This is a genomic window from uncultured Ruegeria sp., assembly GCF_947489545.1.
GTDB lineage: Bacteria > Pseudomonadota > Alphaproteobacteria > Rhodobacterales > Rhodobacteraceae > Ruegeria.
Genome location: NZ_CANLDZ010000003.1, coordinates 259,395 through 274,365 on the forward strand (window position 1 = coordinate 259,395; position 14,971 = coordinate 274,365).

The 14,971-nt window shown below is 56.7% G+C and carries 16 protein-coding genes; 11 read left to right on the forward strand and 5 right to left on the reverse strand.

Features of this window, described 5'->3' with window-relative positions; genetic code table 11:
• Window positions 1-9 precede the first annotated feature (9 nt).
• A complete protein-coding gene (gene preA / locus Q1B13_RS06210; RefSeq protein ID WP_299078450.1) occupies window positions 10-1,314 on the forward strand; it encodes an NAD-dependent dihydropyrimidine dehydrogenase subunit PreA in 1,305 nt (434 codons plus the stop codon).
• 52 nt (window positions 1,315-1,366) lie between these two features.
• On the opposite strand, the gene Q1B13_RS06215 is transcribed toward preA, so the two are convergent.
• Entirely contained in the window at window positions 1,367-1,975 is a 609-nt protein-coding gene (locus tag Q1B13_RS06215; protein WP_299078453.1) for a TetR family transcriptional regulator C-terminal domain-containing protein, read from the reverse strand.
• A 170-nt stretch (window positions 1,976-2,145) separates the two neighbouring features.
• Between Q1B13_RS06215 and Q1B13_RS06220 the strand changes: the two genes are divergently transcribed.
• The 10 genes from Q1B13_RS06220 (at window position 2,146) to Q1B13_RS06265 (ending at window position 11,471) form a co-directional block, all read left to right on the forward strand.
• Window positions 2,146-3,396, forward strand: a complete 1,251-nt coding sequence (locus Q1B13_RS06220; protein ID WP_299078456.1) for a Zn-dependent hydrolase — start codon at window positions 2,146-2,148, stop codon at window positions 3,394-3,396.
• Between the two features lie 93 nt (window positions 3,397-3,489).
• Window positions 3,490-4,944, forward strand: a complete 1,455-nt coding sequence (hydA, locus tag Q1B13_RS06225; protein ID WP_299078459.1) for a dihydropyrimidinase — start codon at window positions 3,490-3,492, stop codon at window positions 4,942-4,944.
• 55 nt (window positions 4,945-4,999) lie between these two features.
• Window positions 5,000-5,797 (forward strand): ABC transporter ATP-binding protein, encoded by a 798-nt coding sequence (locus Q1B13_RS06230; protein ID WP_298932450.1) that lies wholly within the window; start codon window positions 5,000-5,002, stop codon window positions 5,795-5,797.
• A complete protein-coding gene (locus tag Q1B13_RS06235) occupies window positions 5,797-6,228 on the forward strand; it encodes a GNAT family N-acetyltransferase (RefSeq protein ID WP_299078462.1) in 432 nt (143 codons plus the stop codon). The genes Q1B13_RS06230 and Q1B13_RS06235 overlap by 1 nt, the downstream gene beginning before the upstream one ends.
• Complete coding sequence (locus Q1B13_RS06240; protein WP_298932446.1) at window positions 6,225-7,142, forward strand: ABC transporter permease; 918 nt, start codon at window positions 6,225-6,227, stop codon at window positions 7,140-7,142. Before Q1B13_RS06235 ends, Q1B13_RS06240 begins: the two co-directional genes overlap by 4 nt.
• Complete coding sequence (locus Q1B13_RS06245; protein WP_299078464.1) at window positions 7,139-7,984, forward strand: ABC transporter permease; 846 nt, start codon at window positions 7,139-7,141, stop codon at window positions 7,982-7,984. The genes Q1B13_RS06240 and Q1B13_RS06245 overlap by 4 nt, the downstream gene beginning before the upstream one ends.
• A 62-nt stretch (window positions 7,985-8,046) precedes the next feature.
• Window positions 8,047-9,036, forward strand: coding sequence for an ABC transporter substrate-binding protein (locus tag Q1B13_RS06250; RefSeq protein WP_298932442.1), 990 nt, complete (start codon window positions 8,047-8,049; stop codon window positions 9,034-9,036).
• A 154-nt stretch (window positions 9,037-9,190) separates the two neighbouring features.
• Window positions 9,191-9,904, forward strand: coding sequence for an ABC transporter permease (locus Q1B13_RS06255; protein ID WP_299078467.1), 714 nt, complete (start codon window positions 9,191-9,193; stop codon window positions 9,902-9,904).
• Window positions 9,897-10,631 carry an ATP-binding cassette domain-containing protein gene (locus Q1B13_RS06260; RefSeq protein ID WP_299078470.1) on the forward strand — a complete coding sequence of 245 codons (735 nt, stop codon included), beginning with the start codon at window positions 9,897-9,899 and terminating at the stop codon, window positions 10,629-10,631. The genes Q1B13_RS06255 and Q1B13_RS06260 overlap by 8 nt, the downstream gene beginning before the upstream one ends.
• Window positions 10,632-10,652: 21 nt before the next feature.
• Window positions 10,653-11,471 carry a substrate-binding domain-containing protein gene (locus tag Q1B13_RS06265; RefSeq protein ID WP_299078473.1) on the forward strand — a complete coding sequence of 273 codons (819 nt, stop codon included), beginning with the start codon at window positions 10,653-10,655 and terminating at the stop codon, window positions 11,469-11,471.
• Window positions 11,472-11,483: 12 nt separating this feature from the next.
• On the opposite strand, the gene Q1B13_RS06270 is transcribed toward Q1B13_RS06265, so the two are convergent.
• The 4 genes from Q1B13_RS06270 to Q1B13_RS06285 are packed head-to-tail and all read right to left on the reverse strand — an operon-like array spanning window position 11,484 to window position 14,967.
• A complete protein-coding gene (locus tag Q1B13_RS06270) occupies window positions 11,484-12,356 on the reverse strand; it encodes a helix-turn-helix transcriptional regulator (RefSeq protein ID WP_299078476.1) in 873 nt (290 codons plus the stop codon).
• The gene (locus tag Q1B13_RS06275; protein WP_299078479.1) at window positions 12,357-12,482 is read right to left on the reverse strand and encodes a hypothetical protein; all 126 of its coding nucleotides are present in this window, start codon (window positions 12,480-12,482) and stop codon (window positions 12,357-12,359) included.
• A 13-nt stretch (window positions 12,483-12,495) separates the two neighbouring features.
• Entirely contained in the window at window positions 12,496-13,758 is a 1,263-nt protein-coding gene (locus Q1B13_RS06280) for a c-type cytochrome (RefSeq protein ID WP_299078482.1), read from the reverse strand.
• Window positions 13,759-14,967, reverse strand: coding sequence for a formate dehydrogenase subunit gamma (locus Q1B13_RS06285; RefSeq protein WP_299078485.1), 1,209 nt, complete (start codon window positions 14,965-14,967; stop codon window positions 13,759-13,761).
• Between the last annotated feature and the right edge of the window lie 4 nt (window positions 14,968-14,971).

The window sequence follows — 14,971 nt, forward strand, 5'->3', positions numbered from 1 at the left end:
GGAGTACCCATGGCCAATCTGACAACTGACTTTCTGGGAATTTCCAGCCCTAACCCATACTGGCTGGCCTCAGCACCGCCAACCGACAAGGAATACAACGTCCGCCGCGCCTTTGAGGCCGGATGGGGTGGTGTCGTTTGGAAAACTCTGGGGTCCGAAGGGCCGCCGGTCGTAAACGTGAACGGTCCGCGTTATGGCGCCATTTACGGCGCAGATCGTCGGTTGTTGGGTCTCAACAACATCGAACTGATCACCGATCGGCCACTTGAAGTGAACCTTGAAGAAATGGCCCGCGTGAAAGCCGACTACCCGGACCGCGCCCTGATCGCCTCGATCATGGTGCCGTGCGAGGAAGAGGCCTGGAAAGCTATTCTGCCGCGCGTCGAAGAAACCGGAGCAGATGGAATTGAGCTGAACTTTGGCTGTCCCCACGGGATGAGCGAACGCGGTATGGGCGCCGCCGTTGGGCAAGTACCTGAATATATCGAGATGGTCACCCGGTGGTGCAAAAAATACTATGATCGGCCGGTCATCGTGAAGCTGACGCCAAACATCACTGATGTTCGCAAGCCTGCTGCCGCAGCCAAAAATGGCGGTGCAGACGCGGTGTCGCTGATCAACACGATTAATTCGATCACCAGCGTCAATCTGGACACGTTCAGCCCTGAACCCTCGATCGATGGTAAGGGCAGCCATGGCGGATATTGCGGGCCGGCGGTCAAGCCGATTGCTTTGTCGATGGTGTCTGAGATTGCCCGCGATCCTGATACGCATGGTCTACCAATTTCGGGCATCGGAGGCGTGACCACCTGGCGCGACGCAGCGGAATTCATATCTTTGGGATGCGGCAATGTTCAGGTCTGCACGGCGGCCATGACATATGGTTTTAAGATCATTGATGAACTGACTGCCGGGCTGTCTGAATGGATGGATGAAAAAGGGTATTCCAACGTCTCTGAAGTTGTTGGCCGCGCGGTTCCGAATGTGACGGACTGGCAGTATCTGAACCTCAACTACATCGCCAAGGCGAAGATTGATCAGGATCAGTGCATCAAATGCGGCCGGTGCTATGCCGCCTGCGAGGACACCAGCCACCAGGCAATTTCAATAGCGCCTGACCGTGTATTCGAAGTGATCGACGAAGAATGCGTCGCCTGTAACCTCTGCGTAGATGTGTGCCCGGTTGAGGGGTGCATCTCGATGGTGCCGATGGACGCCGGTGAAGTGGATCCGCGCACGGGCACCGTTGTGCAGAAAGAATATGCCAACTGGACAACACATCCCAACAACCCAATGGCCAAAGCGGCCGAATAGCGGAATGCAGGTTAGATAACTCGCAAAAAAGGGGCCGGTTCACGGCCCTTTTTCATGGGGCGAGAAGCTTCCGATATAGCGTATCAATGAACGGTTCAGCACCTTCAAAGGGATCTTCATCCCCTAGGATTGCCCGAACTTGCACATCAAAATCAGCGTAATGCTGCGTCAACGCCCAGATCGAAAAGATCAGGTGGTGGGGATGAAGACGCGCAATCTTTCCCTGGTCCATCCAGTGTGTCAGAATTTCGGACTTCTCATCGACCAAAACCCTCAGGTCATTCGACAATGCCTGGTGAATGCGCGGCGCGCCCTGCACCAACTCGTTGGCGAACAGGCGGCTTTCCCTTGGTAACTCGCGGCTCATCTGAAGCTTGCGATGAACATAGGACAGGATTTCCTGCAGCGGGTCTCCGGTTTCGTCCAGATCATGTAGCGGGGCAAGCCAGACGTCGAGCAAGCCGGACAGCAACGCCGTGTGGATCGCCTCTTTCGACGGAAAGTAATACAAAAGGTTTGGCTTGCTCAGGCCTGCCTCGGCCGCAATCTGATCCACGGTTGCACCGAGAAATCCATGCGCTGAAAACACGTTCAGGGCGGCCTCGATAATCGCAGCGCGATTCTTTTTCTGTATTCGGGTCGGTGCGCGGTCTTTGGGCATGTTTCCAGCGTGTCTCTTTTTCCGTCATGCAGATGCGAAATACGCCGAAAATTTCGGCTGTGTCGCGCAATTTCTTGACTGATGTCGAACCCGTGATAGCGTGAGTTTGACCAGATGGTCAAATCAAGACACCAAAAGCGAGCCAAATCGCAAGCAACAGGGGAAAGACTATGGCAGCTCCGGCGCAAAATCTCAGGATTAATGGCGATAGGCTATGGGATAGTCTGATGGAGATGGCCAAGATCGGTCCCGGTGTTGCGGGCGGCAACAATCGCCAGACCTTGACGGATGATGACGCCGAGGGGCGTGCCCTGTTTCAAACGTGGTGCGAGGACGCTGGATGCACAATGGGACTGGACCAGATGGGCAACATGTTTGCCCGGCGCGAGGGCACCGAGCCTGAGGCCTTGCCGGTCTATGTCGGATCGCATCTGGATACGCAGCCGACTGGCGGCAAATACGATGGTGTGCTGGGGGTGTTAGGCGGCTTGGAAATTATCCGTACCCTGAATGATTTGGGCATCAAAACGAAACACCCGATAATAGCGACCAACTGGACCAATGAAGAAGGCACGCGCTATGCCCCGGCTATGTTGTCCTCGGGCGTCTTTGCCGGCATGCACACGCAGGATTGGGCCTATGACCGCGAGGATGCCGAGGGGAAAAAGTTCGGCGATGAATTAAACCGGATCGGCTGGCGCGGCGATGAAGAGGTTGGCGCACGCAAGATGCACGCTTTTTTCGAGCTGCACATTGAACAGGGACCAATCCTTGAAGCCGAAGAAAAGGATATCGGCGTCGTCACGCACGGGCAGGGCCTTAGCTGGACGCAAATCACCATAACCGGCAAGGATGCGCATACCGGGTCAACCCCGATGCCGATGCGCAAGAACGCCGGGCTGGCGATGGCGCGGGTCTTGGAAAAAGTGGATGAAATCGCATGGTCCCACGCGCCACATGCGGTTGGCGCGGCGGGGCATATCGACGTCTATCCGAACTCTCGCAACGTCATCCCCGGCAAGGTGGTGTTCACGGTCGATCTGCGATCACCTGATCTGGACGTGATCACGGATATGGAAAACCGCCTGCGTGTTGCAGCGGAAGACATTGTCGAAGAAATGGGTCTGCAGATCGAGTTCGAGAAAGTTGGCGGGTTTGATCCTGTAACATTCGACGATGCCTGCGTTGCTGCAGTGCGCAGCGCTGCCGAGCGGTTGGGCTATTCCCATACCGATATCATCTCGGGCGCGGGGCATGATGCCTGCTGGATCAACCGGGTGGCGCCGACGGCCATGGTCATGTGCCCCTGTGTTGATGGGCTCAGTCACAACGAAGCTGAAGAGATCAGCAAAGACTGGGCCACAGCAGGGGCGGATGTTCTGTTGCATGCCGTCGTCGAAACGGCAGAGATTGTGGGATAGGGGGCTCTGCCCCCGGTCGCCCGTTGGGCGACTCCCCCGGGATATTTCTGGCCAGATGAAGCAAGCGGCGAAGACCGCATCAGGGAGTTGAAAATGAGCACTGTCATCAAGAACGGAACAGTCGTTACCGCTGATCTGACATACAAGGCGGATGTTATGGTCGAAGGCGGTGTCATCACCGAGATCGGTTTGGATCTTAAAGGCGACAAGGAACTGGATGCCACCGGCTGTTACGTGATGCCCGGCGGGATCGACCCGCATACGCATCTGGAAATGCCGTTTATGGGCACTTATTCCAGTGATGATTTCGAAAGCGGTACGCGTGCAGCGCTGGCGGGCGGGACTACGATGGTGGTCGATTTCGCTTTGCCGAACCCGGGTGAAAGCCTGCTGGACGCGCTGAAGCGCTGGGACAACAAATCGACGCGTGCGAATTGCGATTATTCGTTCCACATGGCTGTCACATGGTGGGGCGAACAGGTGTTTGACGACATCAAGACGGTGATCGAAACACGCGGCATCAACACATTCAAGCACTTCATGGCCTACAAGGGCGCGCTGATGGTGAATGATGACGAATTGTTTTCCTCGTTCAAGCGGTTGGCCGAACTTGGTGGTATCGCAATGGTGCATGCCGAGAATGGTGATGTGGTCGCGGAACTGAGCGCCAAGCTACTGGCTGAGGGCAATACCGGGCCGGAGGCACACGCCTATTCCCGTCCACCGCAAGTTGAAGGAGAGGCCACCAATCGCGCGATCATGATCGCCGATATGGCGGGTGTACCGCTTTACGTCGTCCACACGTCCTGCGAAGAGGCGCACGAAGCGATCCGTCGCGCCAAGATGCAGGGCAAGCGGGTTTGGGGCGAACCTTTGATCCAGCACCTGACGCTGGATGAGAGCGAGTATTTCAACCCTGACTGGGACCATTCTGCGCGTCGTGTCATGAGCCCGCCTTTCCGTAACAAGCAGCATCAAGACAGCTTGTGGGCTGGTCTACAATCAGGCTCACTAAGCGTTGTGGCGACTGACCACTGTGCCTTTACGACCGAGCAAAAACGCTATGGCGTTGGGGATTTCACCAAGATTCCCAACGGTACAGGGGGGCTGGAGGACCGGATGCCGATGTTATGGACCAACGGTGTGGGGACTGGACGTTTGACTCCGAACGAGTTCGTTGCGGTCACTTCAACAAACATTGCCAAGATATTGAATTGCTATCCTAAAAAGGGGGCAATTTTGGTTGGTGCGGATGCGGACATCGTCGTCTGGGATCCGGAGAAATCCAAGACGATCAGCTCTGACAGCCAGCAATCTGCCATCGACTACAATGTGTTTGAGGGCAAAGAGGTCAGAGGGCTGCCGCGCTTCACACTCACACGAGGTCAGGTAGCGGTGCATGACGGCGAAATCCGAACGGAGGAAGGTCATGGCGACTTTGTTGCGCGGGAACCGAACAGCCATGTCAACAAAGCGCTGAGTACGTGGAAAGAGCTGACGGCGCCGCGGCCGGTTGAGCGGTCGGGTATACCGGCGACGGGCGTATGACGTGCACGGGTCGCATATCTTGCGGCCCAATGCCAACTCTTTTCAAGGCAATGGAATGAATACTGAAAGCACGACCCAGCCCGTTATCGAGGCAAGGCAGCTGGACCTCACTTTCCAGACAAATGACGGACCTATTCATGCACTCAAAGATGTAGGCCTGACGATCAACAAGGGCGAGTTCGTTAGTTTCATCGGGCCCTCGGGCTGTGGCAAAACCACTTTTTTGCGCTGTATCGCGGCGCTTGAGGCGCCGACCGGGGGGACACTTACCGTAAATGGTATGACCCCTGATGAAGCGCGCCGGAACCGCGCTTATGGCTATGTGTTTCAGGCTGCGGGTCTCTACCCGTGGCGGACCATTGCAAAGAACGTCAAACTGCCGCTTGAGATCATGGGCTACTCGGCTGCAGAGCAAGCGGAGCGGGTCAGAAACGTCCTGGAACTCGTTGATCTCGAAGGGTTCGGTGGGAAATTCCCTTGGCAGCTTTCGGGGGGCATGCAGCAACGTGCAAGCATCGCGCGGGCACTGGCATTTGATGCTGACATTCTTCTCATGGACGAACCGTTTGGTGCGCTGGATGAGATCGTAAGGGATCATCTGAATGAACAGCTGCTGGCCCTTTGGGCGCGCACGGAAAAGACCATTGGCTTTGTAACGCACTCGATCCCAGAGGCGGTCTATCTGAGCACCAAGATTGTGGTGATGAGCCCCAGGCCCGGGCGGATCACCGATGTGATTGACAGCCCGTTGCCCAAGGAAAGACCGCTGGACATCCGTGATACGCCAGAGTTTATCGAAGTCGCCCACCGAGTCCGCGAGGGTTTGCGGGCCGGGCACGGAGATGACGTCTGATGGCGGGTGCCGACATAAGAAGAGCAACGCAGGATGACATTTCGGCCTGTGGGCATGTCATTTCGACATGGGCGGCGCAGACTGATTGGATGCCGGACGAGCTGCCGGAAGAAGTGATGACGGCCTTGATCCGCGAAGCTTTCCCAAGCCGGAAAATCTGGGTCGCAGGCGACCCGGTGGATTGTTACATGTCCGTTGATCCCAAAGAAAACAAAGTCGGTGCCTTGTACTGTCTGCGAACCGGACAAGGGATCGGGAAGCAATTGTTAGACAAAGCCAAGACAGGTCGCGACTACCTTTGGCTGACGACCCATGAGCCAAACAAATCCGCACAAAGATTCTATCGGCGCGAAGGGTTTGAGGCAACGGGAATGGAACCGCCGACACCGCCCGAGACTTTGCCGGTAATCCGGATGGAGTGGCGGGCATGAAGCAGGTTTTTGCAATCCTGACCGTGATCGCCGCGATTGTCGTGCTTTGGTACGCCGCCTGTGTTCCAATGAACATCAAAGGCGTTCTGACCGAACAGGAACGCGCTGGGGCCGAAGTACAGCCCCCGTCGGCCAAAGACCGTCGGGATATGAGCGAGATCGGCCTGACACTAGACAACAACTTTGCCATTCCGGCCACGTGGGCACAGGACCGCCCGCGTCTGCCCGCGCCACATCAGGTCGCGGTAGAGCTGTGGGAAACGACTGTTCTCAAAAAGATCACTTCAAAACGGTCCTTGATCTATCACGCCTGGGTCACGCTCAGCGCAACAATGCTGGGATTTGCGATTGGCACAGGGCTGGGCATTCTGTTGGCCGTTGGGATTGTGCATAGCCGTGTGATGGATCTGTCGGTCATGCCCTGGGCCATCGTCAGTCAGACCATTCCGATCATCGCGTTGGCACCGATGATCATTGTAGTTCTGTATTCGGTGGGCATTCAGGGGATTATTCCCAAGGCAGTGATCTCGGCCTATCTGAGTTTTTTCCCTGTCGTCGTTGGGATGGTCAAAGGCCTGCGCAGCCCAGATGCGATGCAGCTTGACCTTCTACAGACCTACAACGCAACCAGGGGGCAGGGGTTTTGGAAACTGCGTCTGCCTGCATCGATGCCTTACCTGTTCACGTCGCTCAAGATCGGTATCGCCGCGTCGCTGGTCGGCGCAATTGTCGGAGAGTTGCCAACTGGCGCGGTCGCTGGATTGGGTGCGCGACTTTTGGCGGGCAGCTATTACGGTCAAACGGTCCAAATTTGGTCAGCTCTGTTTGCGGCTGCCATTCTGGCTGCGTGTCTGGTCGGGCTACTTGGCCTGATGGAGCGATCAGTGCTTAAGAGGATGGGGATGGCGCAATGATGTTGGTGCTACTTGCATTCGGTCTTTGGCTGCTTGGCTGGTGGTTGAACAGTCGTCTGGCCAGCGGACCGCAAGCCGACACGCGTATGGTCCGGTTTCTGGCTCCGTTGATCTTTGGTCTGACAATCATTGGGATATGGGAGTTGTTGGTGCGCGGGCTCGAAGTACCTTTGGTCATTCTGCCCGCACCATCCCTGATCGCCGTGCGTTTTGCCGACAGCTTACCCATCCTGTGGGCAGATTTTGTTCAGACCATAATCAAGGGGGCACTCAGCGGATACCTCCTTGGGTGTGGCGCGGCGTTCCTAATGGCGATTGCGGTGGATCGCTGGGATTTTCTGCGCCTTGGTCTGTTGCCGGTTGGCAATTTCGTGGCGGCCTTGCCGATCGTCGGGACCGCGCCCATTCTGGTGATGTGGTTCGGGTTTGACTGGCATTCCAAGGCGGCCGTCGTGGTTGTAATGGTCTTTTTTCCCATGTTGGTGAACACTGTCGCTGGGCTGCGCGAGGCCACGGCCATGCAACGTGATCTTATGGAGACTTACGCGGCGAGTTATTGGCAAAGCTTCCTGAAACTACGTCTGCCTGCCGCGATGCCATTCATTTTCAACGGGTTGAAGATTTCCACCACTCTGGCGTTGATCGGCGCTATCGTGGCAGAGTTCTTTGGCTCGCCCACTTTGGGCATGGGGTTTCGGATATCGACCAGCGTCGGGCAATTGTCACTCGACATGGTCTGGGCCGAGATCGTTGTGGCCGCGCTGGCTGGTACAGCGTTTTACGGATTGGTCGCGATGATCGAAAAAGCGGTGACGTTCTGGCACCCATCGCAACGCGGATAACAAAGGAAATACTTCAACAGACCCCGTGAACGGGGCGCAATTAGCAACTAGGAGAAATGAAGATGAATAAGCTACTCAGCGGGGCGGTTGCCGCCTTTAGCCTGGCCGCCAGCGCAGCGCTTGCTGCGGATGAGGTGACGTTACAGCTCAAGTGGGTCACACAAGCGCAGTTCGCAGGCTATTACGTGGCCAAGGACAAAGGCTTTTACGAAGAAGAGGGTCTGGATGTCACCATTTTACCCGGCGGTCCCGACATCGCACCGACACAGGTGATCGCGGGGGGCGGGGCCGACGTGACTGTCGAATGGATGCCAGCAGCCTTGGCCGCACGGGAAAAAGGCCTGCCTTTGGTTAACATCGCGCAGCCGTTCAAAAGCTCGGGTATGATGCTGACCTGCTGGAAAGATGCTGGCATTGCCGAACCTGCGGACCTCAAGAACCGCACGCTGGGCGTTTGGTTCTTCGGCAATGAATTCCCGTTCATGAGTTGGATGAGCCAGTTGGGCATCGACACCGGCGGCAAGAGTGAAAGCGGTGTCGAGGTACTGAAGCAGGGCTTTAACGTCGATCCACTGCTACAGCGTCAGGCCGATTGCATTAGTACCATGACCTATAACGAATACTGGCAGGTCATCGACGCGGGTGTTGCTCCGGAAGAACTTGTGACTTTCAAATACGAGGACCAGGGCGTGGCGACACTGGAAGATGGCTTGTATGTGCTTGAGGAAAACCTGAGCGATGCTGCCTTTGTCGACAAGATGGAGCGCTTCGTCCGTGCCTCGATGAAGGGGTGGAAATACGCGGAAGAAAACCCGGATGAAGCGGCTGATATTGTGCTTGAGAATGACGAAACCGGTGCGCAGACCGAAGAGCATCAGAAACGCATGATGGGCGAGATTGCCAAGCTGACGGCAGGCTCAAACGGTGCATTGGATCCTGCAGATTTTGAGCGCACAGTAGGTACATTGCTTGCAGGTGGTTCGGATCCGGTGATCACCCAGCAGCCCGACGGCGCCTGGACCCATCAAATCACGGATGCGGCCCTGAACTAAAGCACCCCTTAACAACGTAGCTGAACGCGGCCCAATACGGGCCGCGTTTTTCATTCACGATGTCGGATTCGTAACTGTACTTGAGTGGGAATTGCGGTAGTATTTCAGTGAAATTACAAGCATTTCATACGATATGAGGTTCAGCGCGTAGAAAATGCAGGATTTTGCGTCAGAATTCAGCAAGGCCCTTTCTTTGATCTTCGAAGGAGACTCAGAGCTTTGGGCAATCGTGCTCTTGTCTCTGCGTGTTTCTATGTTTGCCGTGTTGATCGCTACGATTATCGGTATGCCTGTTGGGGCGGCGTTGGCTGTTGCACGGTTTCCGGGCCGACGGGTGATGATTGTGTTGATGAACGCTTTGATGGGGCTCCCGCCCGTAGTTGTGGGCCTGCTGGTATATCTTATGCTGTCGCGTTCTGGGCCGTTGGGTGTGCTTGAACTGTTGTACACACCAACCGCTATGATCCTCGCCCAAGTGGTTCTGGTCACGCCCATCATCGCCGCGTTGACGCGACAAGTGACCGAGATGTTGGCCGAGGAATATTCCGAGCAACTCAGGTCTCTGGGAGTGTCCCGGTTGTCCTCTGTCCCTGTGTTGTTATGGGACGCACGCCTTGCGCTTGTCACGGCTCTATTGGCTGGCTTCGGACGCGCGATTGCCGAAGTCGGAGCGGTGATCATCGTCGGCGGCAATATCAACCACGTCACGCGTGTCATGACCACGACCATTGCGTTGGAGACCTCGAAGGGCAATCTGGCGCTCGCGTTGGCCCTAGGTGCGATCCTGATTGGCATTGCCGTGGCCGTGAACGCCATGGTCAGCACGCTGACCCTGCGGGCCGAGCAGGAAGGATTGCGTCATGCGTGACCTGGTGTCGGAAATGACAACGTGTCTGAAAGCGCGTGAGTTACAAGTTCAGAGCAACGGAAAAACGCTGCTGGATGTTCCCGAACTGATACTGGACGGTCCGGGCCCCACTCTGATTTTGGGTCCCAACGGATCTGGAAAAAGCCTTTTGTTGCGCTGTCTGCATGGGTTGATCACTCCGAACCGGGGGCAAGTGACGCAGGATGGCACCTCACTGAATTCGGATCACAAGGCCCGTCAGGCCATGGTATTTCAACACCCGGTGTTATTGCGGCGGTCGGTGGCGGCCAATCTGGACTTTGTTCTCAGGCGGCAGGGGGTTGGTTGGACGAACCGCAAGCGACGGATTGTTGAGCTGTTGGCCGAGGGTGGCCTGGAAGGCAAATCGCGACAGTCTGCCCGATCTCTTTCTGGCGGTGAGGCGCAGCGCCTTGCCATATTGCGCGCACTGGCTCTGAACCCGGAAACTCTGCTGCTGGACGAGCCCACAAGTGCGCTTGATCCAGGCGCCACGCAAATCATCGAACGGATGGTGCTGCGCGCGTCGAAAAAGGGTGTCCGGATCGTGATGGTGACTCATGATACCGGACAGGCACGCCGTTTGGCGTCGGATGTGGTGATGATGCAGGCCGGGAATGTCGTTGAACATGGCCCAGCGAAACAGGTATTGACTGCGCCAAAAACCGAAGCATCGCGCCGTTATTTGGCAGGCGGATTGATTACTTAAAACAAAGAGACGGAGAATTTGATGTTCCGGGATTGCATTCGGGCGGCATTGGTGACCCTTGGGCTGGTGGTTGGACCCGCTTGGGCCGAGGAGCCTTTCATAGTGGTTCAATCCACAACCTCGACCCAGAACTCGGGCCTGTTGGATTTCATTCTGCCAGGGTTTGAGGCGGAAACCGGGATCGAAGTGCGTGTAGTCGCAGTGGGAACGGGTCAGGCCATCAGAAATGCCGTCAACGGTGACGGTGATGTCTTGATGGTCCATTCCAAGCCTGATGAAGAAAAGTTTGTCGCCGACGGCTGGGGGGTCGAGCGGTTTGACCTCATGTACAACGATTTCATTCTGGTTGGACCTAAGTCCGATCCGGCTGCGGTTGGGGGAGGAACTGACATATTGACTGCATTGACCGCCATCGAAGCAGTCGAAGCGCCGTTTGTTTCGCGCGGGGACGACAGCGGAACGCACAAGGCCGAGATGGGCCATTGGAGCGCTGCTGGTGTTGACCCAACAGACGCATCAGGCACGTGGTACCGGGAAACCGGATCCGGCATGGGTGCCACGTTGAATGTTGCCAGCGGAATGGATGCGTATGCCCTGACCGACAGGGCAACATGGCTGTCCTTCGGCAACAAAGGCAGCCTTGAGGTACTCGTCGAAGGAGACACGCGCCTGTTCAACCAATATGGCGTCATCCTGGTCAACCCAACAACTCACCCGCACGTGCGGGCAAATGCCGGGCAGCGGTTTATTGATTGGCTGATCGGACCGGACGGGCAAGCGGCGATTGCGTCCTACATGTTGGATGGGCAGCAGGTTTTCTTCCCAAACGCCGGTGAGTGAACAGCGCTGTGCTCATCCGCTGGCGCCGTTGTGGTGAACGCTTCCCATCTGCGCCAGATCATAGCCGCCAAATTCAGCGGATCTTTGTGCAAACCGATCAGACTGCATGAAGCGTAACAGCTTCTGCATCGGCGGATCAAAATAGGCGCGTCGCCAGATCGCCAGGTCAAGCCGTTCAGTGTGGGTGGGCACAAAGCCCAACCCGTACAGCCCCGCTAACGCACCCAAGCCAAATCCAGCATCAGCTTTGCTGTCGTGAAGGGCGACGGCAAGTTCTTCTTCGGTACGGGCGCAGGCGGGTAGGGTCTCCAGATCGTCTCTGGTCATTCCGTGCGCCTCAAGCTGCGCGTCAAACAGCCGCTGGCTGGCAGCGCTGTTCTGGCGCAAGACGACCCGACGGGCTTTGAGATCGTCGAACCCCGCAATATCCGAGACACCGGGTGCCAGCAGCAATCCGCGTTCTCTTCGGGACACTTCGTACAGAACCACCGGCGCTTCGCCGAGCGCATCGCGCAAGGATTGCGTGTTAAAGCCGTGTTCCTCGTGGATATGCAGGGCGGCAGCCTGAGCCGTGCGGGCGCCAAGGCGGCTTAACCCGTCGAATGAGCCGTCATAATAGGTGGCCAAACCTGATCCGCTTTCTCGCAGCGCCCAGTCCAGCAAAGGGTCGTGGCTGCCTGCAACGATCGGGGGCAGAGGCGGTTCCGCCACCTGCGGACCCGAGCGTGAGGCATTGAGCCAGGCGATGACTTCGACCCTGGGAAACAGCAGCTTTCCCATGGCGCGGACACAAGGGACCTCACCGGATGAAGCAAGGTCATAGGCCTTCCGCTCGCCAATGCGTAGCAGATCGGCCAGTTCCCGGGTGGTCAGATATTCGGACATTCAGTCGAGACGCACGGCAGAGCCAGAGCCCGCATCTGCGGCACTGAACCCGATCTGATCCAGCACAAACGGTGCTGCAACTGTGATGACGACCATCGCCGCGATTGCGGTGAAAAAGGCTTTCATGATCTCCTCCGGTTCAGTTTTGGTCTGCCGTTGCACGGCGCAGAAAGGCGATCAGATCGGCTCGGTCCTGCAGTTGGGCAATCCTTTGCATCGGCATTTTCGATCCCGGAATGTAGTGGTCTGGGCCCTCGTCGAAAAGGGCATTTATCGTCTCGTCATTCCAAATGATATCAGAGTCTTGCAGCGTATCCGAGTACAAATATCCCGGCAGCGTTCCAGCAGATCGCCCAAAGATGCCATGAAGGGTTGGGCCAGCGCGTCGCGCACTATCTGGCGTTAGACTATGACAGATCGAGCATTTTCGGGAAAACTGCCGTTCCCCATTCCCCATTTTTTCAGGGTTTTTCAAAAAGCTTGGTTGCGCCGTCGCCATTTGTTTCTGATCCGATAAGGCGGTAACCGGCCAGCTGTACATAGCCTCATCAATGCCGCCTACATGAAGATTCTCGCCATCGACCGAAAAAGCCAGCGCCCAAACCGGTCCACGCAAGGTTGCCCGGAAATCCTGAGCGATGCGCCATTCGACGGTGTCGATGACCATGATGTAACCTTCGCCATCCCCAACGGCCAAAAGACTTCGGTCAGGGCTGAGGGCAAGCGCCAGGATCGGGCGTCGGTCCAGTGTGAAATCGCGCTCTTCCCCGGTTTCCAGGTCTAGAATGCGGGTCACGCCATCGACTGCGCCATACGCGATCCAATTGTCTTGCGCGTTTAAAATAAGCTCATTGATGCCGAATCCATGTTCCACCAATCGGTTTGTTTCCTGTCCGTTGGACACATCCCAAATGCGCAAGGCTCCGTCCATTCCCGCTGAATAGAGCTCCGACCCATCGGGTGAAAACGCCACAGCGTTGACGCCACTGCCGGTTGGTCCAAGCGTTTGTGGATCGGACCCATCCACCGGCCAAAGACCAATCGTTCCATCCCAGCTTGCAGTGGCGACATGGGTTTTCGAGGCGGCCAAACCGACAATCTTGCCCTTATGTTGACCGACGATCCCACCACCGGGCCAACGGCGCAGGGTGAAATCGTCCCCTGCAGAGTAGATCGCTGTGCCGTTGAAGGTGACCGAGTTCACTGCGGCCTCATGCCCTTCCAGCCATTCCGGGGTCTGCCCGGTCCACAGTCCGACGGAATTGTCAAAACTGGCTGTTGCAATGCGTCCATCAGATGCAGTGGCGATCCCCATGATCGGTCCGCCATGCCCTTTCAGAGTAAAGAACTCTGCCCAGGAGGGCAGGGGCAGCAGCGCCAGGACCAGCACCAATCCCCGCATCTATTCGGCGGGTGAGGCCGATGCCTTGCTGGCCTCTTTTTCCTGAACTTCTTCAAGCCATAGCGAATGATGTTCGCGGGCCCATTGTTCTTCGACTTCGCCGGTGCCCATGGCATCAAACGCACCTTCCATGCCCACTGATCCAAGATAGATGTGTGCAAGGATGATCGCGATGAACGCATAGGCCACGATCACGTGCCAGAGCTGGGCATACTGCATTTCTTCCTGAGGTGACATCTGCGCGGGAAGGCTCAGGCCCAGCATCTGGGGCAGGCCGGTTGAGTTGGCAATTGAGAACGTCTTAGCAAACAGCGGCATCTCGAACGGAAACAGCAGCGAGAGGCCCGACAGGCTGATCGATACGCCCAGAAGAATGCAAAGCCAGAAAATGATCTTTTGCCCGGCATTGAATTTCTTGGCTGGGGGATGGCTGTTCTTGGTGAACAACCCGCCGCCGGCGGCCAGCCATTTCAGGTCTGTGCGGTTGGGTATGTTATGCGCAATCCAGTTCACGGTGACGATCACCAATCCCAGCATGAATGCCCAGGCAAGGTTGTTGTGCAGCCACTTGCACCCTTGGGCCACCATCGCAAAGCCTTCTTTTCCGAAGATAGGGATCAGGAAGTCGCGGCCATAAAGCGTCAGCAGGCCGGTAACGCCCAATACAAGAAACGACCCGGCGAACAGCCAGTGGCCGAACCGTTCGAAGCCGTTAAAGCGGGTCACGGTCCGCCCCGTTTTCTCGCCATCAATTCTGATTTTCCCACGGATCAGGAAGAACAGCAGCAAGACAACGAGCATACCGCCGAGAATATAAGTTCCGTAGTCACGCAAGGGGCCAGTGCGAAAGCTCAGCCACCACATACCGCCATCCTGAATCAGAACGCTATCGGCGGGCCCTCGGGATGACACGGTCACATCAGCCGATCCATAACGAAGCGCCCGATAGACATCGCTGTCCGACGCCACGCCGCGGGCGCCAAACTGACCCATTAGGCCTTCGACATTGCCTTGTCCGGTGTTCTCGGACCGATAACTGTCGTCCACCTTCTCGCCACGTTGACGTGCGAGAATGTCTTCCAACGTCGTAGCGCCACCGGTCGAGGTGCGTTCGTCGGTCTGAGTGACGACTTCATTGTCGCTCGATTGCGCAATAGCGCTCTGAGTCAATCCAACGGCGAACAGAAATGCGATGAGTAAGCGGAACATCTGA